Annotated in this window: 27 protein-coding genes; all 27 read left to right on the forward strand. The window is 36.3% G+C overall.

Annotation, left to right across the window (positions count from 1 at the left end; all coding sequences use genetic code 11):
- Window positions 1–15 precede the first annotated feature (15 nt).
- On the forward strand, window positions 16–861 hold the full coding sequence (gene ylqF / locus GI584_RS10970) for a ribosome biogenesis GTPase YlqF (RefSeq protein ID WP_100360643.1): 846 nt from the start codon (window positions 16–18) through the stop codon (window positions 859–861).
- Between the two features lie 689 nt (window positions 862–1,550).
- Window positions 1,551–2,312, forward strand: coding sequence for a ribonuclease HII (locus GI584_RS10975; protein WP_153791256.1), 762 nt, complete (start codon window positions 1,551–1,553; stop codon window positions 2,310–2,312).
- 15 nt (window positions 2,313–2,327) lie between these two features.
- Complete coding sequence (locus tag GI584_RS10980) at window positions 2,328–4,406, forward strand: hypothetical protein (protein ID WP_153791257.1); 2,079 nt, start codon at window positions 2,328–2,330, stop codon at window positions 4,404–4,406.
- A complete protein-coding gene (locus GI584_RS10985) occupies window positions 4,403–4,684 on the forward strand; it encodes an EscU/YscU/HrcU family type III secretion system export apparatus switch protein (RefSeq protein ID WP_153791258.1) in 282 nt (93 codons plus the stop codon). The genes GI584_RS10980 and GI584_RS10985 overlap by 4 nt, the downstream gene beginning before the upstream one ends.
- A 116-nt stretch (window positions 4,685–4,800) precedes the next feature.
- Window positions 4,801–5,967: an ADP-forming succinate--CoA ligase subunit beta gene (sucC, locus tag GI584_RS10990; RefSeq protein WP_100360638.1), complete on the forward strand. Its 1,167-nt coding sequence runs from the start codon at window positions 4,801–4,803 to the stop codon at window positions 5,965–5,967.
- Between the two features lie 35 nt (window positions 5,968–6,002).
- Window positions 6,003–6,905, forward strand: coding sequence for a succinate--CoA ligase subunit alpha (gene sucD / locus GI584_RS10995; protein ID WP_153791259.1), 903 nt, complete (start codon window positions 6,003–6,005; stop codon window positions 6,903–6,905).
- Window positions 6,906–6,967: 62 nt separating this feature from the next.
- Complete coding sequence (dprA, locus tag GI584_RS11000; RefSeq protein WP_153791260.1) at window positions 6,968–7,846, forward strand: DNA-processing protein DprA; 879 nt, start codon at window positions 6,968–6,970, stop codon at window positions 7,844–7,846.
- 167 nt (window positions 7,847–8,013) lie between these two features.
- Window positions 8,014–10,092, forward strand: coding sequence for a type I DNA topoisomerase (gene topA, locus GI584_RS11005; protein WP_153791261.1), 2,079 nt, complete (start codon window positions 8,014–8,016; stop codon window positions 10,090–10,092).
- Window positions 10,093–10,997: 905 nt separating this feature from the next.
- Entirely contained in the window at window positions 10,998–11,903 is a 906-nt protein-coding gene (gene xerC, locus GI584_RS11010) for a tyrosine recombinase XerC (RefSeq protein ID WP_153791262.1), read from the forward strand.
- An 11-nt stretch (window positions 11,904–11,914) separates the two neighbouring features.
- The gene (gene hslV, locus GI584_RS11015) at window positions 11,915–12,457 is read left to right on the forward strand and encodes an ATP-dependent protease subunit HslV (protein WP_153791263.1); all 543 of its coding nucleotides are present in this window, start codon (window positions 11,915–11,917) and stop codon (window positions 12,455–12,457) included.
- Window positions 12,458–12,470: 13 nt separating this feature from the next.
- Window positions 12,471–13,877, forward strand: coding sequence for an ATP-dependent protease ATPase subunit HslU (gene hslU, locus GI584_RS11020; RefSeq protein WP_228552392.1), 1,407 nt, complete (start codon window positions 12,471–12,473; stop codon window positions 13,875–13,877).
- A 17-nt stretch (window positions 13,878–13,894) separates the two neighbouring features.
- The gene (codY, locus tag GI584_RS11025) at window positions 13,895–14,671 is read left to right on the forward strand and encodes a GTP-sensing pleiotropic transcriptional regulator CodY (protein WP_100360630.1); all 777 of its coding nucleotides are present in this window, start codon (window positions 13,895–13,897) and stop codon (window positions 14,669–14,671) included.
- 470 nt (window positions 14,672–15,141) lie between these two features.
- Complete coding sequence (flgB, locus tag GI584_RS11030; protein WP_153791264.1) at window positions 15,142–15,534, forward strand: flagellar basal body rod protein FlgB; 393 nt, start codon at window positions 15,142–15,144, stop codon at window positions 15,532–15,534.
- A 2-nt stretch (window positions 15,535–15,536) separates the two neighbouring features.
- The gene (flgC, locus tag GI584_RS11035; RefSeq protein WP_100362492.1) at window positions 15,537–15,992 is read left to right on the forward strand and encodes a flagellar basal body rod protein FlgC; all 456 of its coding nucleotides are present in this window, start codon (window positions 15,537–15,539) and stop codon (window positions 15,990–15,992) included.
- A gap of 25 nt (window positions 15,993–16,017) precedes the next feature.
- Window positions 16,018–16,317, forward strand: coding sequence for a flagellar hook-basal body complex protein FliE (fliE, locus tag GI584_RS11040; RefSeq protein WP_153791265.1), 300 nt, complete (start codon window positions 16,018–16,020; stop codon window positions 16,315–16,317).
- Between the two features lie 44 nt (window positions 16,318–16,361).
- Window positions 16,362–17,957, forward strand: a complete 1,596-nt coding sequence (fliF, locus tag GI584_RS11045; RefSeq protein WP_153791266.1) for a flagellar basal-body MS-ring/collar protein FliF — start codon at window positions 16,362–16,364, stop codon at window positions 17,955–17,957.
- Between the two features lie 15 nt (window positions 17,958–17,972).
- On the forward strand, window positions 17,973–18,983 hold the full coding sequence (gene fliG / locus GI584_RS11050) for a flagellar motor switch protein FliG (protein ID WP_100360626.1): 1,011 nt from the start codon (window positions 17,973–17,975) through the stop codon (window positions 18,981–18,983).
- A complete protein-coding gene (gene fliH, locus GI584_RS11055; RefSeq protein ID WP_194842182.1) occupies window positions 18,976–19,743 on the forward strand; it encodes a flagellar assembly protein FliH in 768 nt (255 codons plus the stop codon). The genes fliG and fliH overlap by 8 nt, the downstream gene beginning before the upstream one ends.
- Entirely contained in the window at window positions 19,718–21,034 is a 1,317-nt protein-coding gene (gene fliI / locus GI584_RS11060) for a flagellar protein export ATPase FliI (protein ID WP_100360624.1), read from the forward strand. The genes fliH and fliI overlap by 26 nt, the downstream gene beginning before the upstream one ends.
- On the forward strand, window positions 21,034–21,474 hold the full coding sequence (gene fliJ, locus GI584_RS11065; RefSeq protein WP_153791268.1) for a flagellar export protein FliJ: 441 nt from the start codon (window positions 21,034–21,036) through the stop codon (window positions 21,472–21,474). The genes fliI and fliJ overlap by 1 nt, the downstream gene beginning before the upstream one ends.
- Before the next feature lie 14 nt (window positions 21,475–21,488).
- Entirely contained in the window at window positions 21,489–22,073 is a 585-nt protein-coding gene (locus tag GI584_RS11070) for a MotE family protein (RefSeq protein ID WP_153791269.1), read from the forward strand.
- A gap of 33 nt (window positions 22,074–22,106) precedes the next feature.
- A complete protein-coding gene (locus tag GI584_RS11075) occupies window positions 22,107–23,507 on the forward strand; it encodes a flagellar hook-length control protein FliK (RefSeq protein WP_153791270.1) in 1,401 nt (466 codons plus the stop codon).
- A gap of 10 nt (window positions 23,508–23,517) precedes the next feature.
- Window positions 23,518–23,970 carry a flagellar hook assembly protein FlgD gene (flgD, locus tag GI584_RS11080; RefSeq protein WP_153791271.1) on the forward strand — a complete coding sequence of 151 codons (453 nt, stop codon included), beginning with the start codon at window positions 23,518–23,520 and terminating at the stop codon, window positions 23,968–23,970.
- Window positions 23,971–23,982: 12 nt separating this feature from the next.
- Window positions 23,983–24,342 carry a TIGR02530 family flagellar biosynthesis protein gene (locus GI584_RS11085; RefSeq protein ID WP_153791272.1) on the forward strand — a complete coding sequence of 120 codons (360 nt, stop codon included), beginning with the start codon at window positions 23,983–23,985 and terminating at the stop codon, window positions 24,340–24,342.
- Between the two features lie 81 nt (window positions 24,343–24,423).
- The gene (gene flgG / locus GI584_RS11090) at window positions 24,424–25,293 is read left to right on the forward strand and encodes a flagellar basal body rod protein FlgG (protein WP_100360618.1); all 870 of its coding nucleotides are present in this window, start codon (window positions 24,424–24,426) and stop codon (window positions 25,291–25,293) included.
- A gap of 47 nt (window positions 25,294–25,340) precedes the next feature.
- Entirely contained in the window at window positions 25,341–25,565 is a 225-nt protein-coding gene (locus GI584_RS11095) for a flagellar FlbD family protein (protein WP_100360617.1), read from the forward strand.
- Window positions 25,555–25,971, forward strand: a complete 417-nt coding sequence (locus tag GI584_RS11100; RefSeq protein ID WP_153791273.1) for a flagellar basal body-associated FliL family protein — start codon at window positions 25,555–25,557, stop codon at window positions 25,969–25,971. Before GI584_RS11095 ends, GI584_RS11100 begins: the two co-directional genes overlap by 11 nt.
- The last annotated feature ends 19 nt before the right edge of the window (window positions 25,972–25,990 follow it).

A 25,990-nucleotide genomic window follows, 5' to 3' on the forward strand; every position in this document is an offset into this window, starting at 1 on the left:
AAAAGAGGTGGGTATATGACAATACAATGGTTTCCGGGACATATGGCCAAAGCCAAAAGAGAAGTACAAGAAAAATTAAAATTGGTTGATTTTGTGATTGAATTAGTAGACGCAAGGGCGCCAGAGTCATCACAAAATCCCCTTTTACAGCAAATTTTAAATCAGAAACCCAAAATGGTTGTGCTAATGAAAGATGACTTGGCTGATCCGGTATCGACAAAAGCTTGGCTTAGACATTTCTCAGAGCAAGGCATGGTTGCCATAGCAGTGAATGTTAATGACCGCAAGGATTTACAGCACGTCATTCAAAAAGCAAAGGATATGGCCAAGGATAAGATGGACCGTTTAAAGAAGAAAGGTGTTCGTCCAAGACCGGCACGCGCAATGATTATTGGAATACCAAATGTCGGCAAGTCAACTTTAATTAATCGGTTAGTACATAAGAAGATAGCCAAGACTGGTGATAAACCAGGTGTGACGAAGAATCAACAGTGGATAAAAGTAAAAAAGGATTTTGAATTATTAGATACACCCGGTATTCTTTGGCCAAAATTTGAGGAGCAAGTAGTTGGTTATCGACTAGCAGCTATTGGTACAATCAAGGATCAATTGCTCCCGATAGAAGATATAGCAGCTTTTGTGATTCAATATTTACAAGCAACTTATCCTTCCGTATTAAAGGACCGTTATCAAATGTCAGAGGATAATGAGGATATGAATGATATATTTGAGCATATCGGTAGGGGAAGAGGTTGCCTTGAATCAGGTGGCAGAGTGAATTTTGAAAAAACAGCCGACATCATCCTTCAAGACTTGCGGTCTGGAAGATTAGGAAGTATAACGCTTGAAAAACCAGAATAGCTACAGGTATATGGAGGCTTATAAAGCGATCAGAAAAGTATACACCCCGTTTCAAGTACAAAAGAAACGAGTGTATACTTTTTGTATTAAAAGAAAGCACAAAAAACATAAACTACGAAGTTAGATTTACTTTCTTCCATACTGCATTTTGAGGAGTGATTGACCGTCGCTGCGGAAAAATACTCCCTTTCCGGGGGCGGTTTTTAGCTAACTTGGTGATGAAAACCGCATCACCAAGTGGATCTTCAGCTCGCGCTATTCCCCCAGGAGTGTCGCATTTTTCCGCAGCTTTGACTAGTGTTTTTGAATAGTGAGAAGAAGTCCCTTGCTCATATATCCAAAGATTTTCTTCTTTTAACAATCAGAACATTAGAACCAGCGGAGGCAGAATACGGAGACTCCTATGGGAACAGCACGCGTCCGAAGACCCCGCAGGAAAGCGCACTTTGCTTTCTGAGGAGACTGAGGCCGTGCCCATGGAAAGCGTAGTATTCTGCCGGAGCGTTTCCGACACACCACTTCAAAAGAATGGAAGAAAGCCAAACTAACGAGAATTTTCAGTGGTTCGTAGTTTTTATCTACTGCGAATTTGGTGAGGTTTTTATTTAATTATCAGATTAAAGAAGTAATTTTAATTTCTTTATTTTTTTGAAAAATTGCCGATAAATTAGGAAACGAGGTTTATTGAGATGAAAGAAAAATGGATGATTAACGAAATTAAACAATATTTAACAGAAGAACAGCCTACTGAAGAGGTGTTGCGTGTATTGTACCAAGATCAGCGAAAAGGTGTTCAAACTTTATTGAAACAGTATGAAAAAAGACAACAAGAAGCTCAAGCTCAACAAGATCTATTTGAAACGATGAGTCAAAACGAGAAGAAGTTAAGGAATAAAGGCATTACATATATTGCAGGTGTAGACGAGGTCGGGAGAGGGCCACTAGCAGGACCTGTTGTAGCGGCAGCAGTTGTTTTACCAGGTGATTTTCAATTGTTAGGAATAAATGATTCAAAAAAATTATCAAAGAAAAAACGAGAATTATTTTATCAATACATCACAAAATATGCGATTGATTATGCTGTAGGCATAGTGGATGCTGATGAAATTGACCAGATCAATATTTTACAAGCATCCAAAAAGGCGATGTATCAAGCGTTAAGGAAATTAAATCAAGTAGAGCATGTGCTCATAGACGCAGTGAACCTGAAGCAATTGGAAATGCCTTATGATTCAATCATAAAAGGAGATCAAAAAAGTATTTCGATTGCGGCTGCAAGTATTATTGCCAAGGTAACGCGTGATGATATGATGGAAAAGTTACATCAACAGTATCCTTTATACGCTTTTGATCAAAACAGTGGATATGGAACCAAACAGCATTTAGATGCAATAAATGGCCATGGCTTAACACCTTATCACCGGAAAAGCTTTCTAAAATCCTATTCGTAGAGAGGAGGTAGCCATATGCGAAACATCCCTTCTTTTTCAAACGTATCACGTTCTGAAAATCCAGGTATGAATGTCACACAAAATGCTCTAAAACCCGGGCAAATGCTGACAGGAAAAGTACTTGAATTATATCCTAACCAAAGAGCAGCAATCCAACTAGGTGGTTCACAAGTGGTGGCCCAGTTGGAAACAGCACTTTCCTCCAAGCAGAATTACCTTTTTCAGGTAACTTCTGTTGGTGATGTGATACGGCTAAAAAAAATTAGTGACTCACCTCTTCAAAATAATAGGCCAGTAAGTGACCAAATAATGCAACAACTCGGATTAACCAATAATCGACAATTAAAAACTTTCATTCAACAACTTGTTAGCCAAAATATACCGTTCACCTATAAAGATGGACAAGCATTAGCTAAACTCCTTGAGCAATTTGGCGGGAATAGTACCAATCGGGAATTACTAGCGGCAATGACAAAACAAAATTTTCCGTTAACAGAACAAGTATTTCGAAGTTTACAGGCAATTCAATCATCACAATTAGGTACGCAAATTAAACAACTACAACAGCACTTAGCACAATTTAATCAAAGTAATACATTAACATTAATATCACAATTACAGCAACAACTTTCCCTGTTTAGTTCTGCATCACCATCACAAGCTCATTCGATGTTACAACAGTTTGTGCATACAAATCAGTCCGCACTAGAACAAGTATTGTCAAAGGCGATACCTGACCAGCTGTCTTCTTTACAACAATTAACAAATGGAGGTCGCTTAACGAATAATCAAACACAGGATTTCACACAACAACTTAATCAATTACTAAAGCAACAATCTCCGTTCCAGCAGGGGGCACGACAAGCGTTTCAAACATTCTTACAACGTTTTGGTCAAATAATTGAGCAAGGGTCGGTAACTAATACATTTAAAAATGTTGTGCAACAACAACCCTTTTTTCAAAAAATAGTGCAAGCAATGTCAAGACAAGACCAGCAAATGGTTCAACAGTGGTTACAGCAATCATCACAAACAAATGGGAACCAAGAACGACAAGTTTTTTCGATTTTACAACAGATGAATGTACAACAATTGTCACAACCTGATCAAAACCTTGTTCGATCCTTATTATTACATGTGAATGCAACAAGTCTTTCGTCGCTACCTGTTAAAGATCAATTTTTGCATATGATAAAGCATTTTGCCCAAACTAGTGGAATTCAAGATGAAGCACAATTAGCACAAGCTATCCGTTCAAATGTAACTACACATAGTACTAGTCAGTTATTACAATCAATGATGACTGGAATGACGCAACAGGACCGGCAAGTAATGCAACAATGGATCGCACAATCGCAACCGACAACAGCACAAAATCAACATGTAGTAGACATGATCCAGCGAATCAATTTACAGCAAATACCTCAATCTGAACAATCTCTAGTTCGGCAAGTGCAACTATCATTAGAAGCAAGTGCCCAAATTGTAAATAAAGAACAGTTCTTGCAAATGGTCCATCAAGCGACCCATCAGGGTGAACAAACAAGTATTCAAACAAGAGAAATGGAATATTCATTAAAGCAAACCTTGTTATTAGCAAATCAACAAAACCCAGATACAGCAAATAATCAGATGCAACGTTTAATTCAAAGTTTAACAGGTATGCAATTAAATATGGTACAGAATGAACAAGCGATTACCCAACAAAGTTTCCAAATTCCAGGAGAGCGGTTTGGGTTAGCTAAGGACATTCGCATGCAATTTGAAGGGAAAAAACGTCAAAATAGTGAAGAGATTGATCCAGCATTTTGCCGGGTCTTGTTTCATCTTGATTTGCACACATTAGGCGAGACTATGATTACTATGTCGATTCAAAAAAGAATCGTGCATATTTCGGTCTACAATGATCAACAAGATATAAAATCAATAATGGATAGTTTCACGCCACTGTTAAAAGAGAAACTGTCTGATTTAAATTATCAATTATCTTCTGTCACACAAAAAACCTTATCAGATAAAGAAAAGCACGCAATGAATAGTGGTCATACAGCATATAAACCTATGAAAAGAGAAGGGATTGACTTCCGGATATGACAGAGCAGGAACGATATCGAAAACGAGCAGCAGCCTTACAGTATGATACGGAAACGGATGTTGCCCCAAAAGTAACCGCGACCGGTAAAGGCTATGTAGCAGAAGAAATTGTCGAGAGAGCAAAGCAAAACAAAATCCCGATTCAATCTGATCCGTCTCTTGTAGAATTATTATCTGAATTAAATATAAATGAACAGATACCAGAGGAGTTATACCAGGTAGTGGCAGAAGTGTTTGCTTATATTTATCAAGTAGACCAAAAAGCAGCTAAGAAATAATGCATCTATCCTCTATTTAGAAAAAAAGCTCGAAATATGCATAGTCTTTCCTAGACAATTGAATACACTTTTTTATACAATGAGAATGCAGTGATTAATTGATGGGAGGATGAAAGATGAATATTCACGAGTATCAAGGCAAAGAGATTTTGCGTAGTTACGGTGTTGCTGTACCTAACGGAAAAGTAGCCTATACAGTAGATGAAGCTGTTGAAGCTGCAGAACAATTAGGTTCAGCGGTATCGGTGGTAAAGGCTCAAATTCACGCTGGGGGAAGAGGAAAAGCAGGTGGTGTGAAAGTAGCTAAAAATATCGATGAAGTCCGTACATATGCTGATGAAATTTTAGGAAAAACATTAGTAACACATCAAACTGGCCCAGAGGGCAAAGAAGTAAAGCGTTTACTGATTGAAGAAGGTTGCGACATCCAAAAAGAATACTATGTCGGCCTTGTACTAGACCGTGCTACATCACGTGTTACAATGATGGCGTCTGAAGAAGGCGGTACAGAAATCGAAGAAGTAGCAGAAAAGACACCTGAAAAAATCTTTAAAGAAGTGATCGATCCAGTTACTGGTTTATTACCATATCAAGCAAGACGTCTTGCTTTTAATCTTAATATTCCAGCAGAATACTTGTCGAAAGCAGTTAAATTCATGATGGGGTTATATCAAGTGTTTGTCGAAAAAGATTGCTCCATTGCAGAAATTAACCCGCTTGTTACGACAGGCGACGGGAACGTTTTAGCATTAGATGCGAAACTTAACTTTGATGATAATGCCCTGTTTCGTCAAAAAGATATTGTCGAGTATCGTGATTTAGAGGAAGAAGACGAAAAAGAAATCGAAGCATCCAAGTATGACCTAAGTTATATCGCGCTGGATGGTAATATTGGCTGTATGGTAAACGGTGCAGGTCTTGCGATGGCAACGATGGACATTATCAAGCATTATAGTGGAGATCCGGCTAACTTCCTAGATGTTGGGGGCGGAGCAACTGCAGAGAAAGTAACGGAAGCATTCAAGATCATTCTGTCGGATGACAATGTAAAAGGTATTTTTGTAAACATTTTCGGTGGAATTATGAAATGTGATGTTATTGCAGAAGGTGTCGTCCAAGCAACGAAGGAAGTTGGTTTAACTATTCCTTTAGTAGTTCGTCTTGAAGGTACAAACGTAGATGCTGGTAAGAAAATTTTAGCTGACTCTGGTTTGAATATTACACCAGCTGAATCAATGGCAGACGGTGCAGAGAAAATTGTTGCACTTGTTAATGAAGCATAAATTTATCTCTAAGGGAAAAAGGAGGATCCATTTACATGAGTGTTTTTGTTAATAAAAATACCAAAGTGCTTGTTCAAGGTATAACTGGTTCAACAGCACTTTTCCATACAAAACAGATGCTAGAATATGGGACTAAAATTGTCGGTGGGGTAACACCCAAAAAAGGCGGTACGGAAGTTGAAGGGGTACCTGTATTTAATACAGTTGCAGAAGCTGTAAATGAAACAGGTGCAAATGCTTCGGTTATTTATGTACCAGCTCCATTTGCTGCAGATGCCATTATAGAAGCAGTAGATGCTGAATTAGACCTTGTAATTTGTATTACAGAGCATATTCCTGTGATGGATATGGTCAAAGTAAAACGTTACATGGAAGGTAAGAAAACGAGATTAGTAGGGCCAAACTGCCCAGGTGTCATTACACCAGAAGAATGTAAAATTGGAATTATGCCAGGATATATTCATAAGAAAGGTCATATCGGGGTTGTTTCTCGTTCTGGAACCTTAACATATGAAGCGGTTCATCAATTATCTGAAAATGGTTTTGGTCAGTCGACAGCAGTGGGTATCGGTGGGGACCCCGTAAACGGTACTGACTTTATTGATGCGCTTAAAGCCTTTAATGAAGACCCTGAAACTGAAGCGGTTATGATGATCGGTGAGATTGGTGGTACGGCAGAAGAAGAAGCGGCTGAATGGGTTAAGGCAAACATGAAAAAACCAGTAGTTGGCTTTATTGGTGGTGCTACTGCCCCTCCAGGGAAACGTATGGGACACGCTGGAGCGATTATTTCAGGTGGAAAAGGTACTGCTGAAGAAAAAATTAAAACAATGAATGCCTGTGGAATAAAAGTAGCTGAAACACCTTCTGTTATGGGTGAGACGTTAATTAATGTATTAAAAGATAAAGATCTATATGATAAATGTAAAACACACTAAATATTCTGAAATAAGCTGAGTCTTCTCAGCTTATTTCTATACAAAGAGAGGTGTATATATGAATGGAAAAAAATGAATGGCGATTAATTCATTTGCATTATATTATTGGAACAAATCGTAATTTTATAAAGAAAGTTATGAATGAGGACCCAGAGTTTGAACAGTTGTATCAATGGGATATACAACAATGGAAAGAAAAATTACAAATTAATGACAAAAAAGCCTTTTCCATTGTAGAACAATTGCAGAATAAGTCACTAAAACAAAGAATAGTACGATACGCAGAGACATATCAGGTATTAACCATATTAAGTCAAAATTACCCTGTAAGTTTAAGAGACATTCCAGATCCTCCATTAGTTTTATACCTCCACGGTAATCCAAAGTTACTTTCACACTCACCCAACCTCAGTGTAGTAGGTACAAGATATCCTTCAAAATTCGCAAGGTCCATCATGACTAATATTCTCACTCCATTATTTAAATATGGTATACTTATTACGAGCGGGATGGCAATCGGCATCGATGGATTTGCCCATCAGTTAGCATTGCAACATCAAAGTCCAACAATCGCTGTACTTGGTAGTGGTTTCGAACATGTATATCCAAAGCAACATCTATCTTTATATACACAATTAATTGAACAAGATTTAATTATATCTGAATATCCTCCAGATCAACCTCCAAGAAAATATCACTTCCCAGAGAGAAATAGAATTATTAGTGGGCTAAGTTTCGGAACACTTGTTATAGAAGCGAAAGAAAAAAGCGGTACTCTAATCACTGTTGATCAGGCTTTAGAGCAAGGAAAAGAAGTTTTTGCAGTCCCAGGATCAGTGCTTGCCGAAACAAGCTCAGGATGTAATCAGCTGATTAAAGATGGGGCGAAATTGGTTCAAAATAGTAATGATATTTTAGAAGAATTTCATTTGAGTAGGTGAACTATAGAAGGAAAATAAATGAATTTTATGCAAATTTCTTATTGCTTTGTTTGACAAACACTAACAAAGTATTTAATAATAGGGAAGATTTATCATATCTAACAGCAAACATTTATAATATGAAATTAATACGAAATGATTTTGCCTCTTGGGAGGGTGTAAGTAATATGGCACAATATCTAGTAATTGTTGAATCACCAGCAAAAGCAAAAACTATTGAAAGATATTTAGGGAAAAAATATAAAGTGAAAGCATCAATGGGGCACGTAAGGGATCTTCCTAAAAGTCAAACTGGTGTGGATGTTGAAAATGACTACGAGCCCAAATATATAACCATTCGTGGAAAAGGCCCTGTATTAAAAGAATTGAAAACCGCCGCTAAAAAAGCGGATAAAATCTTTCTCGCAGCCGACCCTGACCGTGAAGGGGAAGCAATAGCATGGCACTTGGCACATAGTTTAAATATTGATTTGGATTCTGAATGCCGGGTCGTTTTTAATGAAATTACCAAAGATGCTGTTAAAGATTCTTTTAAACATCCGAGAACAATAAATATGGATTTAGTTGATGCACAACAAGCGCGAAGAATTTTAGATCGATTAGTTGGTTATAATATCAGTCCACTGCTATGGCAAAAAGTCAAGAAAGGTCTTAGTGCCGGACGTGTCCAATCTGTTGCGGTTAAAATGATTATTGACCGCGAAAACGAAATTAAAAACTTTAAACCAGAAGAGTATTGGAGCATTGAATCGATTTTTAATAAAGGTAAACAATCATTTGATGGTGCTTTTTATGGAATAGATGGTAAGAAAAAAGAACTTCATTCCAAGAACGATGTAGAAAACATATTATCTAAGTTAAAAGGAAATGATTTTTTAGTAGAAAAAGTTGCTAAACGAGAAAGAAAGCGTAATCCATCACCAGCTTTCACAACGTCTTCTTTACAACAAGAAGCAGCAAGAAAGCTTAATTTCAGAGCCAGAAAAACGATGATGGTAGCACAACAATTATATGAAGGTATAGATCTTGGTAAACGCGAAGGCGGTATTAACGGTCTTATAACGTATATGCGTACGGACTCAACAAGAATATCGGATACCGCAAAAACTCAAGCTCGACAGTATATCGAAAATAAGTATGGAAAAGAATTTACTGATTTCACGAGAAAATCTAAAAATGCTGAAGGCGCACAAGATGCACACGAAGCAATTCGACCAACAAGTGCACTAAGAGATCCTCAATCACTAAAAGCAGTCTTATCTAGGGACCAATTTAGATTATATAAGTTAATTTGGGAACGATTTATTGCCAGCCAAATGGCACCGGCTGTTATGGATACGATGACTGTTCATTTAACAAATCAAGGTGTGGAGTTCAGAGCCACAGGTTCCAAGATTAAATTTAAAGGTTTTATGGAAGTGTATATCGAGGGTTCTGATGATCAGAAAAAGCAAAAAGATAAATGGTTACCTGATTTAACAGAGGGCGAAACCGTAAAAGCTGAAAAAATCACACCGAATCAACACTTTACACAACCACCTCCAAGGTATACAGAAGCAAGGTTAGTAAAAACAATGGAGGAAAAAGGGATCGGTAGACCATCAACGTATGCTCCTACATTAGATACCATTCAAAGACGTGGTTATGTTGCTCTTGATAATCGCCGGTTTGTCCCGACGGAGTTAGGAGAAATTGTTATCAAGTTAACAGAGGAATTTTTCCCTGAAATTATTGATGTCACCTTTACGGCAAAAATGGAAGGTGATTTAGATGCTGTCGAAGAGGGAAAAACAGAATGGGTAAAAATTATTGACCAATTTTACTCAGGGTTTGAGAAACAATTGCAAAAAGCAGAAAAGGAAATGGAGAAAGTTGAAATTCGTGATGAACCGGCTGGCATTGACTGTGAAAAATGTGGTCATGAAATGGTTTATAAAATGGGCCGCTATGGTAAATTTTTAGCATGTTCTAATTTTCCTGACTGTCGAAATACGAAACCAATCTTAAAAGAAATCGGAGTTAAATGTCCGAATTGTAAAGATGGTAATATCGTAGAAAGAAAAACAAAGAAACGAAGAACATTCTATGGTTGTGACAATTATCCTGATTGTGAGTTTATTTCTTGGGATAAGCCAGTGGGAAGAAGTTGTCCGAAGTGCAACAAGATGTTAGTCGAGAAGAAATCAAAGAAGAAAGTACAAGTTCAATGTGCATCATGTGATTATAAAGAAGAAGCTCAAGGTTAAAAATTACTAAAATGTTCTTTATAGAGAGCCAGCTTTGAGAAATGTATAACTTATAAAGGTGATTCCGACAAACGTATTGGAATCATCTTTTTTTAAAATAAAGAAAAACTCTTCTTTGTAGAAAGATATTAAATTGTACACAAAATACATAAACTGCGAAGTAACAGTCATGTGAATTTGCTTTCTTCCATTCTTTTGGAGTGGAGTGTAAGTTCGTCGCTGCGGAAAAATACTCCCTTTCCGGGGGCACGACTTCAGCTTCTCAGCAGAAAACCGCTGCCTGCGGGCTCTTCAGCTCGCGCTGTTCCCCCAGGAGTGTCGCATTTTCCCGCAGCTCAGAATAGTGTTCTGATAAAGTAACAGAAAATCCTAAGAATAAAATTCCATGAGTTCTATCCTCAAAATAATCAGTGCTACACTACCAGTGGAGGCAAGATACGCAGACTCCTACGGGACCAGCACATGTCCGAAGACCCCGTGATGCACCTGCGTCTTCTAGTAACGCTTCGTAGCAGGCTTCCACGGTGTAAGGGAGCAAAGAAGTCCATTCAAGTAGTTCCCTGGCTGAGGCCGTGCCCGTGGAAAGCGAAGTATCCTGCCGAAACGTATCATAGCACTTACCTTTAATCAGAATGGAAAAGAGCAATTCTGATTTTTTATTAGTTCGCAGTTGTTATCTACTGGTTCGTTATACGTTTTTAAAAAGTTTTAAGAATGTTAATATAAACATAACACAGATATGTTACATTGAATCGATAATTAAAATTGATAAATAGTACTTTTTGTTTAAAGTACTAATGAAAAGGGAAACAATGTAATAATGGAGAAAGTAATGACAATTTTGTAAATTTAATTGCAGACTTTAACCTATTGTGTTAATATTTTAACGCATTTAGAGGTGACTTATGAACTTTTTTAAATATTGGCTAGCATATTTAGATTACTTACAAATTGAAAAAAATGCATCCAAACTAACCATTCAATCATATGAAAAGGATATTGCTAATTTTTTTGAATTTTTAACATCTGAAAATCTTCAGTCTTTAAATGATGTAGATTACAGTATTATTCGAACTTACTTAACAACCCTATATGATAAAGATTTATCCAAAAGGTCGATTAATCGCCACATATCTACATTAAGATCATTTTACAAGTTTCTGCTGAGAGAACAAATGGTATTAGAGAATCCCTTTGTTCATTTACATTTACCTAAAACAGCTCATACCATCCCTGATTTTGTCTATCAAGAAGAAATGAAAATGCTTTTGGAATCGATTGATCAAAGTACTATGCTTGGCAAACGAAATATTGCTATATTGGAAGTTTTATATGGTACTGGAGTTCGTGTTAGTGAATGTGTTCAACTGACATTAGACAGAATTGATTTTGACCTTCAAACCATCTTAGTGACAGGAAAAGGCAACAAGGAAAGGTATGTTCCTTTTGGTGATTACGCTAATCAGGCTTTACAACTTTATATTAAGGAAAGTCGACCATTATTAATTACTGAAAAAAGCCAACCGCAAAACTTTTTATTTCTTAATGCAAGAGGGAACCCGTTGACAGCAAGAGGGATAAGATTAATCATTAACAAATTGGTAGAAGAAGCAGCAATAACGTTACATATTCATCCGCATAAATTACGACATAGCTTTGCTACGCATTTGCTGGATAACGGAGCAGATTTAAGAGCAGTGCAAGAATTACTTGGGCATTCTCATTTATCGTCCACTCAAATTTATACACATGTTACAAAAGATCGATTAAGAAATGTTTATAAAACAGCTCATCCGAGAGCGAAACGATAGGAGGAATTGGAATGGACACATTTCATGCGACCACCATATTTGCCATCCAGCACAATGGAAAATCTGCAATGTGTGGCGACGGACAGGTGACATTTGGAAATCAAGTGGTGATGAAACATACAGCAAAAAAAGTAAGAAGGCTATTTCGTGATCAAGTTTTAGCAGGTTTTGCAGGTTCAGTAGCAGATGCATTTACTCTCTTTGAAAGTTTTGAAACAAAGCTTGAAACTTTTGATGGAAACTTATCAAGAGCTGCTGTTGAGCTAGCAAAAGACTGGCGGAGTGATAAATATTTGCGTAAGCTGGAAGCGATGTTAATCGTAATGGATAAAAAAGAAATATTATTAGTGTCAGGAACTGGTGAAGTGATAGAGCCTGATGATGGTATTCTTGCAATCGGTTCGGGTGGTCACTATGCCTTAAGTGCAGGAAGAGCATTAAAAAAACATGCTTCAGATATGGAAGCGAAAGAAATTGCAAAAGCATCTCTTGAAATTGCAGGGGAAATTTGTGTTTTCACAAATAACCAGCTAGTTTTAGAAGAACTCGAATAAGAAAGGATGGGTGATGCTCGTGTCTATCAATTTAACGCCAAAACAAATTGTTGAAAGATTAAATGAGTACATAATTGGACAAGAGGATGCCAAAAAAGCGGTGGCAGTTGCTTTAAGAAATCGTTACCGAAGAATGCAATTACCTGAAGATCTAAAAAACGAGATCGTTCCTAAAAATATATTAATGATAGGTCCAACTGGTGTTGGTAAAACAGAAGTAGCCAGACGATTAGCTAAATTAGTTGGTGCTCCTTTTATAAAAGTGGAAGCTACCAAGTATACAGAAGTAGGCTACGTAGGCCGCGATGTGGAATCAATGGTTCGTGACTTAGTGGAAACAGCGGTAAGAATGGTTAAAGAAGAAGCGATGGAAGGTGTACAAGAAAAAGCAGCGAAATTAGCCAATAAGCGACTAGTAGAAATTCTGGTACCTGCTAAAAAGAAAACTACTTCGACAAAAAATCCATTCGATATTTTCTTAAACCCTAATCAACAGCAAAGCAATGAAGAAGATACGAATGATTCACAAGAAAAAGAAGATATTAAACAACAAAGACAACAAACTAAAAAATTATTAGAACTTGGTGAATTAGAAGATCGTACTGTAACCATCGATGTTGAGGAACAAGCGCCGAATATGTTTGACATGTTACAAGGTTCGGGAATGGAACAAATGGGAATGAATATGCAAGATGCATTTGGACAGCTATTTCCCAAAAAGAAAAAGAAACGAAGCTTAACAGTAAAAGATGCTAGAAAAGTTTTAACACATCAGGAAGCTCAAAAGCTGATTGATATGGATGATGTGAAGCAACAAGCAATTGAAAAAGCAGAGCAAACGGGAATTATTTTTATAGACGAAATGGATAAGATTGCTGTAAAACAAGAACAATCGGCAAATGTATCACGAGAGGGTGTACAGCGTGATATATTACCGATTGTAGAAGGGTCTTCGATAGTTACGAAATATGGTTCAGTTAAGACAGACCATATGTTATTTATAGCTGCAGGAGCTTTTCATATGGCGAAGCCTTCTGATCTTATTCCAGAGTTGCAAGGACGTTTTCCAATCCGTGTCGAATTTGAAAAACTAACAGTGGCAGATTTCAAACGAATTCTTTCAGAGCCCTCTAATGCACTATTAAAGCAATATAAAGCATTGTTAGAAACAGAAGGAATAACCATTTCATATACGGAGGAAGCAATTAATCGTTTAGCAGAAATAGCTTTTGAAGTAAATCAAGATACGGATAATATTGGGGCAAGAAGATTACACACTATTTTGGAAAAATTATTGGAAGAATTATCTTTTGAGGCGTCTGATATCGGGATTGGAAATATTGAAATAACAGAAAACTATGTGAATGAAAAGTTAAAAACAATTGCAACGAACAAAGATTTAAGTCAATTTATTTTATAATATGGATGGTGAAAAATATGCAATTATTAGAAAAAACAAGGGAAATTAATGCCATGCTCCAAAAAACGAAGGGTAAATCAGTTGATTTCTCAGATATGTCAAAGACGTTAAGAGATGTGATCGGAGCAAATATATTTATTGTTAGTCGAAAAGGTAAATTATTAGGATTTGCTATTAACCAACAGATTGAAAACGAGCGAATGAAAAAAATGCTGGAAGAAAGGCAATTTCCTGAAACATATACAGATAATTTATTTAATATTTCCACTACAACAACAAATATTGATATCGATAGCGAATATACGGCTTTTCCAGTAGAAAATCGTGAGTTGTTTAAGCATGGTTTAACAACTATTGTGCCCATCATTGGTGGTGGGCAGCGACTAGGGACACTTATATTAAGTCGCTTATCAGATAGTTTTGATGACAGTGATCTAGTGTTGGCAGAATATGGTGCGACCGTAGTTGGAATGGAAATTTTACATGAAAAAACGGAAGAAATCGAAGAAGAGGCTCGAAGTAAAGCAGTAGTACAAATGGCTATAAGCTCTTTATCATACAGTGAACTGGAAGCAATTGAACATATTTTTGAAGAGTTGGATGGAAATGAAGGATTACTAGTAGCAAGTAAAATAGCTGATCGGGTTGGAATTACTCGTTCTGTTATCGTAAATGCACTTAGAAAATTAGAAAGTGCTGGTGTCATTGAATCCAGATCATTAGGAATGAAAGGAACATATATCAAAGTATTAAACGACAAATTTTTAAATGAACTAAAACACCATCACATCTAAAAAAAGATCTCCTCAAAATAATGAGGAGATCTTTTTTTGCGTTTTTTTCTAAATAACCAAAGAACAAAATGGCTCTCAGAATACATAATTGCGAAATAACACTCATGAGGATTACTCTCTATGGTAAGCATCTAAGAAGGTCTAACCTTGAAAATATACATAAGTTCGTAGTTTTAATTAATAGAGGAATTTGATAGTTGTTGGGCGAGTTTTGTCTGTTTTTTTATTTTTGCACCATTTAGCATGAATTATGAATCAAGTCTTATGGTTTAATCCGACATAAAAAAACAAAGAATTACAAATTCACCACCAAAAAATTAAGCATAAAGTCCTATTTTTGCAAAAAAATACACTACTTTAGTCAGAATATGACGATTAGTCATAGACAGTGTAGATCATTTACTTTACAATATTCGATAGATGAATGATTTTTATGACGGTTTTTTTAAAAAAAAGTGAGGGATTTTTTTATGTCTTTATTTGGAGGGACTATTCAGACTTTGGAAAATTCGCTTCAGTATGCTTCTGTAAAAAATAAAACGATAGCACATAATATATCAAATGCAGACACATCCAATTACAAAGCGAAAAAAGTTCAATTTAATGATGTATTGAAAAATGAATTATCAAATCAATTTCAAGCAACTAGAACCAATGAACGACATATTCCATTCTCATCTGATGGGTCGAATATAAATATTACAACAGACCGTAGTACAATGTACAACCATAACGGAAACAACGTGGATATCGATAAAGAAATGACAGAATTAGCGAAAAATCAAATTTACTATCAAGGATTAGTAGATCGTATGAATGGAAAGTTTAATAGCTTACAAAGTGTCATCAGAGGAGGTAGTTAATGATGTCGATATTTAATGCTATCAATACTAGCGGAAGTGGTTTGACCGCTCAACGTCTGAGAATGGATACGATCTCTTCCAATATTGCAAATGCAGATACAACAAGAGCGACAGTAAATGCAGAAGGAGAATATGAACCTTACCGGAGAAAGATGACGGTCTTCAGTCCTAAAGATCAAAGTTTTTCATCTATCCTCAGTCGAACTACTCAGAGAGAGGAAAGCACTGGAAATGGAGTCAAAGTATCACAGATCTCAGAAGACGAAGAACCGTTCAAGCTAGTTTATAATCCTAATCATCCAGATGCAAATGAGGATGGTTATGTAGAAATGCCTAATGTAGATCCATTAAAAGAAATGGTTGATATGATGAGTGCAACAAGGTCTTATGAAGCGAATGTTACCTCATTAAATGCTTCGAAAACAATGCTAATGAAAGCCTTGGAAATAGGCAAATAATACATAATAAAGGTGTGGATACTTAATGAATATTTATTCGCTAGAAAATATGCAGCCAAATTCGATTCAAACCATAAATAAAAAGCAGACAGTAGGTGAATCTCAACAACAATTTGCCGATAGCTTTAAGCAAGCTATTGAAAGTATGAATAAATCACAGAACGAGTCAGATCAAAAAACAGAAGCACTTGCCAAGGGTGAAATTGATGACTTACACGATGTCATGATAACAGCACAAAAAGCAAGTATTACGCTGCAAACCGGTGTAGAGGTTCAGAAAAAAATGGTGGATGCATACAACGAAGTAATGAGATTGCAAGTTTAATACATTGATAGTTGTAAGCAAGTAATGATTTTTGGGGGCACAAAATGAACGAAAAATTAAAACTATACAAGGATAGAGTAACTAGCTATTACACATCGATGTCGAAAAAGCAAAAAGGGTTACTTTTCGGTGGAATTGGAGCATTATTAGCTGTCATCATCCTAGTCACAGTAATGACATCCGCCAAAAGTGATATGGTCGCACTGTATAATGACTTGTCAATTCAAGAAGTAGGTCAAATTACAGAGGAATTAGATGCCCGTAGTGTTGCATATGAAATAACAGACGGTGGTACAGGTGTCAAAGTACCGGAAGCAATGGCAGATTCACTGTTGGTAGATCTTGCTGCACAAGGTGTACCTGATAGTGGTAGTATTGACTATTCTTTTTTTGCTGAGAATAGCTCATGGGGAGTAACTGATAATGAATTTGAAGTAATGAAATTAGATGCAATGCAAACGGAATTAGCAAATTTAATTGCGCAAATAGACGGGATTAATGGAGCTGAAGTAAATCTTAATATACCAGAGGAACCGGTTTTTATTAGTGACCAACAACAACCGTCATCAGCATCTATAGTCATTCAAACTGTACCAGGATATCAATTTGAACCAAGCAATGTGAATGCTCTGTATCACCTTGTTTCAAAATCAATTCCTAATCTTTCTACTGATAATATCGTCATTATGAACCAACATTTTGAGTATTTTGACTTAAATAATCAAGATTCTTTAGGGAGTGGTGATACATACACTTCACAACAACAAATTAAAGGCGATATTGAAAAAGACATCGAGAGAAATGTACAAAAAATGTTAGGTTCCATGATAGGAATGAATAAAGTAGCTATTTCCGCAACTGCTGACATCGATTTTACACAAGAACAACGAGTGGAACAGCTTGTCGAGCCGGTTGATGAAGATAATGACACTTTACCAGTCAGTATTGAAACGATTACGGAATCATTTACAGGTGCTCAACCCGAAGATGGAGCAGTCGGAGTTGAAGAAGGTGAGATTGCCAACTATCCTGCAGGTTTGGAAGGTAATGTAGGAGATTACGAGCTTGTCAAAGAATCCGTTAATAATGAATTTAATCGTATTCAAAGAGATATTGTGGAAAGTCCATATAAAATCAGAGATTTAGGTATACAAGTAGCAATTGATAATACGAGAGTAATAGAAGATGGAGAAATTGAACAACTGACTGCCCAGGAACAATTGGCTGTAGAGGAAAGCGTTGACTCTATTCTTAACTCTATTATCTCTACTTCTATTGATAAATCATACGGTGAAATAGTACCGGAAGAAAAAGTATCGATTGTATTCCAACCATTCGAAGGAACGGATACTTTAGCTAATCCAACAGTTAGTCCAGCTATTCCAGCTTGGGTATACATAGTAGGAGGCCTATTACTATTAGCTATTATTGTTTTGATATGGATGTTAAGAAGACGTTCAGAAGCAGAGCAAGTTGTTGAAGAGGTGGAAACTTCAGAAATTCAAGAACGGGAAGTTCCGCCAATTACTCATACTGATGATTCAGATTCATCGATGAGGCGAAAACAATTAGAGCAATACGCTCAGGAGAAACCAGAGGAATTTGCGAAATTATTAAGAAGCTGGATTACAGAGGATTAAAGGAGGTTAATAATCATGGCAAAAAGACAACAACTGACCGGAAAACAAAAAGCTGCTATTTTATTAATCTCACTAGGTCCAGATGTTTCTGCCCAAGTGTATAAGCATTTAACACCAGAAGAGATTGAAAAACTAACGCTTGAAATTTCATCAGTTAAAAAAGTAGATGGTACACAAAAGGATGAGATTTTGGAGCAATTCCATGAAATTGCGATGGCTCAAGATTATATTTCACAAGGTGGGATTAGTTACGCAAAAACAGTCCTTGAAAAAGCATTAGGTGAGGAAAAAGCAGGAGATATTTTAAACAGACTAACTTCCTCATTACAAGTAAAACCTTTTGACTTCGCAAGGAAGGCTGAACCTAATCAAATTATTAACTTTATTCAAAATGAGCATCCTCAGACAATTGCACTTGTATTATCTTATCTGGATTCTGAACAATCTGCCCAAATATTGTCAGAATTACCACAAGAAATGCAAGCAGATATCGCGAAACGGATTGCAGTTATGGACTCTACATCACCTGAAATCATTTCCGAGGTTGAACAGATTCTCGAACGAAAACTATCAACTACTGTCTCACAAGATTATACACAGACCGGAGGTATTCAGGCAGTTGTAGAAGTTTTAAATGGGGTAGATAGAAGTACGGAAAGAACTATTTTAGATACACTTGAAATTGACGATCCTGAATTAGCAGAAGAAATCAAGAAAAGAATGTTTGTATTTGAAGATATCGTTACCCTTGATAATCGAGCTATCCAACGCGTTATTCGTGAAGTTGAAAATGATGACTTACGCTTGTCTCTAAAAGTGGCAAGTGATGAAGTGAAAGAAATCGTCTTTAATAATATGTCTACAAGAATGGCAGAAACATTCAAAGAGGAAATGGAATTTATGGGTCCTGTTCGTTTGCGTGATGTAGAAGAAGCGCAGTCACGTATTGTATCTGTAATAAGAAGATTAGAAGAAGTGGGCGAAATTGTCATTGCCAGAGGTGGAGGAGATGATATTATTGTCTAATCGCTCTTTACCACCTAGGCAAATCCAATTACGAAAAATAGAGATACCGAAGACAAATCAACATTCCTCTGAACAAGACGCTAAAGAGAGGATAGATAGTATCTATCAGCAAATAGAGGATGCAGAGCAGCAATACAAAGAAACATTAAACAAAACAGAACAAAGGAAAGAAGAAGTACAATCGGAAATTAATCAATGGCGACAAGAATGGGAGAAAGAAAAAGCACACTATATTGAACAGGCCCAACAAGAAGGGTATCAACAAGGTTTTAAGCAAGGACAAGAAGATAGTACACAACTATTTCAGAAGAAAGTGGAAGAAGCTAGAGAGGTATTGAGGACGGCCAAACAGGAATATCACAAAATTATAGCAGAGAGTGATGAAACAGTTTTACAAATTGCTATGGCCGTAGCTGAAAAAGTATTGAAACAGTCCATTCAACAAGATCATGCGAAATTTGTTGGAATTGCGCAATCTTTGATAGAACAAGTGGAAGACCAGTCAAGTATTAAATTATTTGTTTCCAGTAATTATTATCCGTTCCTTATAGAAAATAAGGATGAGTTAAGTTCGATCATTCATGATGATATTGAATTTAGGATATATCCGTCGATGGAGTTACAAGGAGAACAAATTATGATTGAAACACCGTCTGGTAGAATTGATGCTTCTGTTGACAGTCAATTAGAAGAGATTAGAACGAGACTTTTTCATGTAGTGGAGGAGATCATGCGTGAAAACACAAATGATACTGAATGAAATTCATGATCTAGATGCCTATAAACGATATGGAAAAGTAGACCGTGTGATTGGGTTATTAATTGAAGCAAGAGGACCTGAAGCGCGTATTGGTGAAGTCTGCTATATTCACACGAAAAAAAAGAACGAAAAAATAATGGCAGAAGTAATTGGTTTTTACGAAAAGAAAGTCCTTTTAATGCCTTATTCAACACTGCATAATATTGCGGCAGGTTGTTTAGTAGAGGCTAGCAAAAATGCACTGCAAATTAAAGTCGGTAGAGCATTAATAGGAAAGGTTATAGATTCGACAGGTAATTTACTAGATGGTTCTCATTTACCTAAAGGTTTACAAGAGTATCCAACAGAGCAAGCGCCACCTAATCCGATCGAAAGACCTAGGATTACTGAACCAATCAAAATTGGTGTGAAGGCAATTGATACGGTGTTAACGGTTGGAAAAGGGCAAAGAATTGGAATTTTCGCAGGGAGTGGTGTAGGTAAAAGTACCCTGTTAGGTATGATCGCTCGTAATAGTAATGCTGACATCAATGTCATTGCTCTGATTGGAGAGCGTGGGCGAGAAGTGAAAGAATTTATTGAACGCGAGCTAGGACCAGAAGGTTTAAAGAAGTCAATTGTAGTGGTTGCCACCTCTGATCAGTCTGCTTTAATGCGAATTAAAGGTGCTTATACAGCAACAGCAATTAGCGAGTACTTTCGGGATCTGGGATATGATGTGAATTTGATGATGGATTCTGTTACGAGGGTAGCAATGGCACAACGTGAAATAGGGCTTGCCATCGGAGAACCACCAACAACAAAAGGGTATACTCCATCTGTTTTTGCGATGTTGCCATCCCTGTTAGAACGGACAGGTACTAGTAAAACTGGTTCAATCACAGCTTTTTATACCGTTCTTGTGGATGGTGATGACTTTAATGAACCGATAGCCGATACAACCAGAGGTATCTTGGATGGTCACTATATTTTGGATCGTAAATTAGCAGAAAAAGGACAATTCCCAGCAATCAATGTTTTACAGTCTGTAAGCAGGGTAATGCCTGAGATTGTTTCAAAAGAAAGGCTGGAATTAGCACAGAAAATTCGTTCTATTCTAGCAACCTATAATGATAATGAGGAATTAATTCAAATAGGGGCATATAAGAGAGGGTCTAATAATTCCGTTGACCAAGCGATTCAACTTCAACCAGGAATTTTAAATATCTTAAAGCAAGATATGAATGACAACGCTGATGAAAAAACAGCCCTTCAACAATTACAAGAACTGGCAAAAAGGAGTAGTTCCTGATGATGAATCAACTACATGGGTATGAAAAGATCAGAATGATAAGAGAGAATGAAAAAAAAGACGCCCAACTTAAATTTCAAGAAGCCGCAGCGGAATTTGAAAAGCATGCCAGTCACTTATATGATTTGCTGAAAAAGAAGGAAAAGATTGAAGAAAGCTATAAGCTGTCATTATCAGACAAGTCCCAAATTGAAACAATCAAATCATATCATCAATATTTAGATTTTCTTATGCCAACCATAATAAATGTTCAAAAAAAAGTGGATGCAGCAAGAAAGTATATGGATCAAGTACAAGAGTATGTAACCGAGCATTATATCGAAGTGAAAAAAATAGAGAAAATTATCGACAAAAAAGAACAGCAGTTTAAACAATTGGAAGACAAAAAAAACTTAATGCTAATGGATGAAGTTTCCATTCGCAAGTATCTAGAAAAGTAAGGATAGGTGAAGAAATGGCAACCAATCCAAAGAAAAATCAAGAAAAAAAACCGAATATTTTTCAATGGTTAATAGTTATACTTGTACCGTTAATTTTTGCATTACTGATTGCCGTAATCATCCTATACTTCATGGGCGTGGATGTTGGTAAATATACAAAAGAAACATTAAATAAGGTTCCATTTATAGATGAGCAAGTTACAACGGACCAGGAAGAATTACATGCTAATCAGTTAGCAGAGAAGGATCAACAAATTGAAATCCTTCAAGAAGAAATCGATGCTTTACAGTATGAAGCTCAAACAAAAGATGGAACCATTTCTGACTTGGAAGAAGAAATATCTGATTTGTCTTCAGAACTTGTAGAATTAGAAGATGCTCAGGATAGCAATACAGAAAATTTAGATGCATTTGATGAGCTTGCTGCTTCTTTTGCGGCAATGAAACCAAAGACGGCAGCGCCTATTATGGAAACGATGGAGACTGATATCGCTGTTCCGTTATTACGTCAATTAGATTCAGAAGTTAGAGGAGAAATCTTAGGTGAGATGGATCCGGAAATAGCAGCAGAATATTCAGATTTACTAGTGAATGAATAATGTATGATCTAATATTTGAAAGGGGGTGAAAAAATGATAGTAGCGCCTGAAATGTTATCAAATAGCTCAGCAATTTCCTCGCTTAAAACGATAAGAGGTAAAGCGGAGGGGAATGCTTTCTCTGATCTCATGTCACTTAATTTGACCAACTATAGACAACAAGCAAATCAAACAGATTCTATTAGTGATACAAACTTAGGAAAGCTAACAGATAAAGCATTGATACGCGAGTCATTGGAAAGTTTATCAGAAGAACAGTTGAATGGATTAATTGAAATAATTGACACCATTAACAGTAAGTTAAAGGATAACGGACAATCACTATCGTCAGAAGAATTAATGACATTTATCACGGAGCAGCTTGATGAAGATCAGGTAGAATTATTAGCTGAACAGGTAGAGACAAAAGATCAAGAAGGGTTAGTTGATCTAATCAAGAATTTTTTAGAAAAAATCAATAACATTGGTCAAAGTCAACAAGAAGTACCTGTAGGCCAATCAAATAGTATTAATTTTAGTGATGAGTATCTAGTAAAAAATAATCTAGTCCAAAAAAATCTTAGCACGGAAGCTGTTTTAGATGAAAATGCCAAATCATTGGTCGAACAAACTAAAAAAATATTACAGCAAATTCAAAATCAAACTATTAGCAATCGTGATTATAAACAAATCTTACAATGGTTGAAACAATGGTCACAAATGAATAATCAGACATTGAATGCAGCACAAAATCTCTTATCGGAAACTACCAATGAAAAGAGTAATGAAATATGGTCGAAGCTATTATCAAACTTTAATAGCCGTGAATCAATGCAACAACATTATGGAAGTATCCAGAAAGTTACACAGCAAGATGTGAAGCGATGGATAGATAGTGCAATGGATAGATTAGAAGCTGCTAGTAAACTTGATCAAGTGCAAGTAGTAAGAAATGATAGTGGTAATCAACAAGTTCAATCGAAAATACAGCAATATGTGATTCATTTGTCTCACACGAACAGTGATCAACAATTAGTTCAAAAACAACTTATTGATCAATTTCAGCAAGTAATGCAAAAAAGCAATTTCATGAAACTATCAAGTGGGGCTAATCAGTTAATGATACGACTTCAACCAGAACATTTAGGAGATGTTACAGTTAAACTAACTCAAATCAATGGTGAAATGACAGTTAAAATGATTGCTAGTACACAAGGTACCAAGGAACTGTTAGAGGGGAACATAAAACAGCTTCGCCATATGTTCTCACCGCAGCAAGTAGTAATTGAAAAACAAGAAAACTATTCTCAGATTAGTCAAGAGGAACTAACGGATGACAATCTGAATTCTCAGGAAGAAGAACAGCAAGAACAGCAGAACGATCATGAAGAGAAAGAATCTAATCATGATCAAAATCAAAGTTTCCATGATCTGTTGATGGATGCGAAAGTGTAGGTGATAAACAGTGACTTCTATTGATCCATCTTATTATATATCTAACCAAAACCAAACAAGAGAGGCTAATAATAATTTAGGGAAAGAAGAATTTTTAAAGATTTTAATGACACAGTTGCAAAATCAGGACCCATTAAATCCGATGGAGGATAAAGAGTTTATCTCACAAATGACAACTTTCTCATCATTAGAACAAATGATGAACATGTCTAATTCTATTGATTCGTTAGTAAAGAATCAATCGGTATCCCCTGTTATACAATATAGCCATTTAATAGGTAAAGAAGTTAGTTATTACCGAGTAGATGAAGAAACAGGTAAAGTAGCAGAGCCAAAAGAGGTAGTCAGTAGTGAAGTTAAGGCAATCTCCCAACAGGAAGGTTATGGCGTAATAGAATTAGATAACGGAACCAAAATATATACCGATGAGGTGCTCAGAATCAATGATCCTTCCGCGGAATAAAGGAGGGGTAAAATGGATAACCGGATTCATGCTTATCATCATCCACTTGTTCCCAATAAAAATACAGTTCAGCAGAAAAAAGCTAGTAATTTTTCAGATGTCCTAAAATATCAACAAGAAATTGAATTAAGTAAACATGCTAGCGACAGAATGACTCAGCGAAATATTGTATTGAGTGATGCTGACTGGAACAAGATGAATGAGAAACTAGATCAAGCCAAAAATAAAGGCGTAAAAGAGTCACTAGTTATTATGAATAATGCAGCATTTATCGTTAATGCGGAAAATAAAAAAGTGATTACTGCATTAGATAAAAGCGAACTTAGCAGTAAAATTTTCACCAATATTAATGGAACCATATTAATAGATTAGGCTGGACCCACTAGGGAAGCTCAGAAGCTACCAACCGACAGCGGTAGCTTAATGAAAAAAATCAGAAGGGAAGTTGATTAAATGTTACGTTCAATGTATGCGGGTATTTCAGGGATGAAGAGTTTTCAAACAAAATTAGATGTAATAGGGAACAATATAGCAAACGTTAATACGTCTGGTTTTAAAAAAGGTCGTACAACGTTTCAGGATATGATGAGTCAAACGGTTACCGGAGCTAGCGCGCCAACAGATATAAGAGGTGGTGTCAACCCTGCACAAGTGGGTACAGGTTCTCAACTAGGATCTATTGATAATGTACATACACAGGGGAACCGTCAAACAACAGAACGTCCTTTAGATCTCCAGTTAGAAGGAGATGGCATGTTTGTTTTCGCAACTGGTGAAAATATCGACGGCGCTGAAACGGAGCAAATGGATATCTCTTATTCAAGAGCAGGTAATTTATATTTGGATGATGAAGGATATATTGTGAATGCAAATGGTGAATATTTGTTAGGACAAGGCGGAATAGATCCTGATGGAAATCCAATAGACGGAAATACAAGAATTCGCATACCAGATACGGCACAAAGCTTTAGTATACAAGGTAATGGAATAGTAAATTATATTGAGAACGGTGAGACAGAAGAAGCAGGTCAAATTTTGCTTGCCAAATTTTCAAATCCTGGTGGTTTAAACAAGGTTGGATCAAATATGTTTCAAGATTCTGTCAACGCCGGAAGAATGGAAGAAGACGATGGTACATTTCTATATGTACCAGAAACGGAAGGTACAGCATCGATTGTCTCTGGTGCATTAGAAATGTCAAATGTGGACCTATCGGAAGAGTTTACTGAAATGATTACAGCCCAACGTGCTTTTCAAGCAAATACTAGAATTATTACAACATCTGATGAAATTTTACAGGAACTTGTGAACTTAAAACGATAAAAAGGGAGGAAGAGAGTTAAGGCTCTTATCCTTAACTCTCTAAATCTATGATTACACTAACGAAATTAAAAGGTGACACGATTACAATTAACGCTATATACATAGAACGTATTGAATCTTTTCCAGATACAACGATCACTTTGACCAATCAGAAAAAAATGTTTGTGAAAGAATCAGAAGAAGAAGTGAAGGAAATGGTAAGAGAGTTTTATAAGCAAATAGGTCTCTATCAACTTCAAAGAGAAGTGGGTGAAAAAGGCAATGAATCCTAAATTAATAAAAATTTTAGTTGTGGTTCTATTAATTATTACCATAGCAGGGGCTGTAACATTATATTTTCTGCTAAATAACACATCTAATGACGGAGAAGCTATGTCGATTGATGATATGGTGAAATACTCTTATACAACCGAAGAAATAAGAACTGATCTAAATGATGGTAATTTCGTTCTCATTCAATTTCAATTCATTACAAATAGTAAAGCTGCTTTAGGAGAAATTGAAAAAAGAGAATTCCAAGTAAAAAATGAATTTATAAAATTATCAGTTGACTTAACAGCAAAAGACTTTCAAGAAAATTTATCGGAGTTAGAAAGTGATATAAAGACTGCTATGAATAAACATATGACGGAAGGCCAAATCGTCGATGTTCTAATTATAAGTAAAGTTATCCAGTAAGTTTACTCCGAATGGAGGT

Origin of the sequence: Gracilibacillus salitolerans (genome assembly GCF_009650095.1) — a bacterium.
Classification (GTDB): Bacteria; Bacillota; Bacilli; order Bacillales; family Amphibacillaceae; genus Gracilibacillus; species Gracilibacillus salitolerans.

Bases quoted from the DNA above. Each gene is read 5' to 3' on its own strand.
- GI584_RS11075 (WP_153791270.1), top strand. From the start codon at position 22,107: ATGATAGTAGCGCCTGAAATGTTATCAAATAGCTCAGCAATTTCCTCG.
- fliJ (WP_153791268.1), top strand. From the start codon at position 21,034: ATGATGAATCAACTACATGGGTATGAAAAGATCAGAATGATAAGAGAG.
- fliE (WP_153791265.1), top strand. From the start codon at position 16,018: ATGAATATTTATTCGCTAGAAAATATGCAGCCAAATTCGATTCAAACC.
- fliG (WP_100360626.1), top strand. From the start codon at position 17,973: ATGGCAAAAAGACAACAACTGACCGGAAAACAAAAAGCTGCTATTTTA.
- ylqF (WP_100360643.1), top strand. From the start codon at position 16: ATGACAATACAATGGTTTCCGGGACATATGGCCAAAGCCAAAAGAGAA.
- sucC (WP_100360638.1), top strand. From the start codon at position 4,801: ATGAATATTCACGAGTATCAAGGCAAAGAGATTTTGCGTAGTTACGGT.
- GI584_RS11095 (WP_100360617.1), top strand. From the start codon at position 25,341: ATGATTACACTAACGAAATTAAAAGGTGACACGATTACAATTAACGCT.
- GI584_RS11070 (WP_153791269.1), top strand. From the start codon at position 21,489: ATGGCAACCAATCCAAAGAAAAATCAAGAAAAAAAACCGAATATTTTT.
- flgG (WP_100360618.1), top strand. From the start codon at position 24,424: ATGTTACGTTCAATGTATGCGGGTATTTCAGGGATGAAGAGTTTTCAA.
- hslV (WP_153791263.1), top strand. From the start codon at position 11,915: ATGGACACATTTCATGCGACCACCATATTTGCCATCCAGCACAATGGA.
- sucD (WP_153791259.1), top strand. From the start codon at position 6,003: ATGAGTGTTTTTGTTAATAAAAATACCAAAGTGCTTGTTCAAGGTATA.
- fliF (WP_153791266.1), top strand. From the start codon at position 16,362: ATGAACGAAAAATTAAAACTATACAAGGATAGAGTAACTAGCTATTAC.
- codY (WP_100360630.1), top strand. From the start codon at position 13,895: ATGCAATTATTAGAAAAAACAAGGGAAATTAATGCCATGCTCCAAAAA.
- topA (WP_153791261.1), top strand. From the start codon at position 8,014: ATGGCACAATATCTAGTAATTGTTGAATCACCAGCAAAAGCAAAAACT.
- GI584_RS10985 (WP_153791258.1), top strand. From the start codon at position 4,403: ATGACAGAGCAGGAACGATATCGAAAACGAGCAGCAGCCTTACAGTAT.
- dprA (WP_153791260.1), top strand. From the start codon at position 6,968: ATGGAAAAAAATGAATGGCGATTAATTCATTTGCATTATATTATTGGA.
- GI584_RS11100 (WP_153791273.1), top strand. From the start codon at position 25,555: ATGAATCCTAAATTAATAAAAATTTTAGTTGTGGTTCTATTAATTATT.
- xerC (WP_153791262.1), top strand. From the start codon at position 10,998: ATGAACTTTTTTAAATATTGGCTAGCATATTTAGATTACTTACAAATT.
- GI584_RS10975 (WP_153791256.1), top strand. From the start codon at position 1,551: ATGAAAGAAAAATGGATGATTAACGAAATTAAACAATATTTAACAGAA.
- flgB (WP_153791264.1), top strand. From the start codon at position 15,142: ATGTCTTTATTTGGAGGGACTATTCAGACTTTGGAAAATTCGCTTCAG.
- GI584_RS11085 (WP_153791272.1), top strand. From the start codon at position 23,983: ATGGATAACCGGATTCATGCTTATCATCATCCACTTGTTCCCAATAAA.
- GI584_RS10980 (WP_153791257.1), top strand. From the start codon at position 2,328: ATGCGAAACATCCCTTCTTTTTCAAACGTATCACGTTCTGAAAATCCA.
- flgC (WP_100362492.1), top strand. From the start codon at position 15,537: ATGTCGATATTTAATGCTATCAATACTAGCGGAAGTGGTTTGACCGCT.
- hslU (WP_228552392.1), top strand. From the start codon at position 12,471: ATGCTCGTGTCTATCAATTTAACGCCAAAACAAATTGTTGAAAGATTA.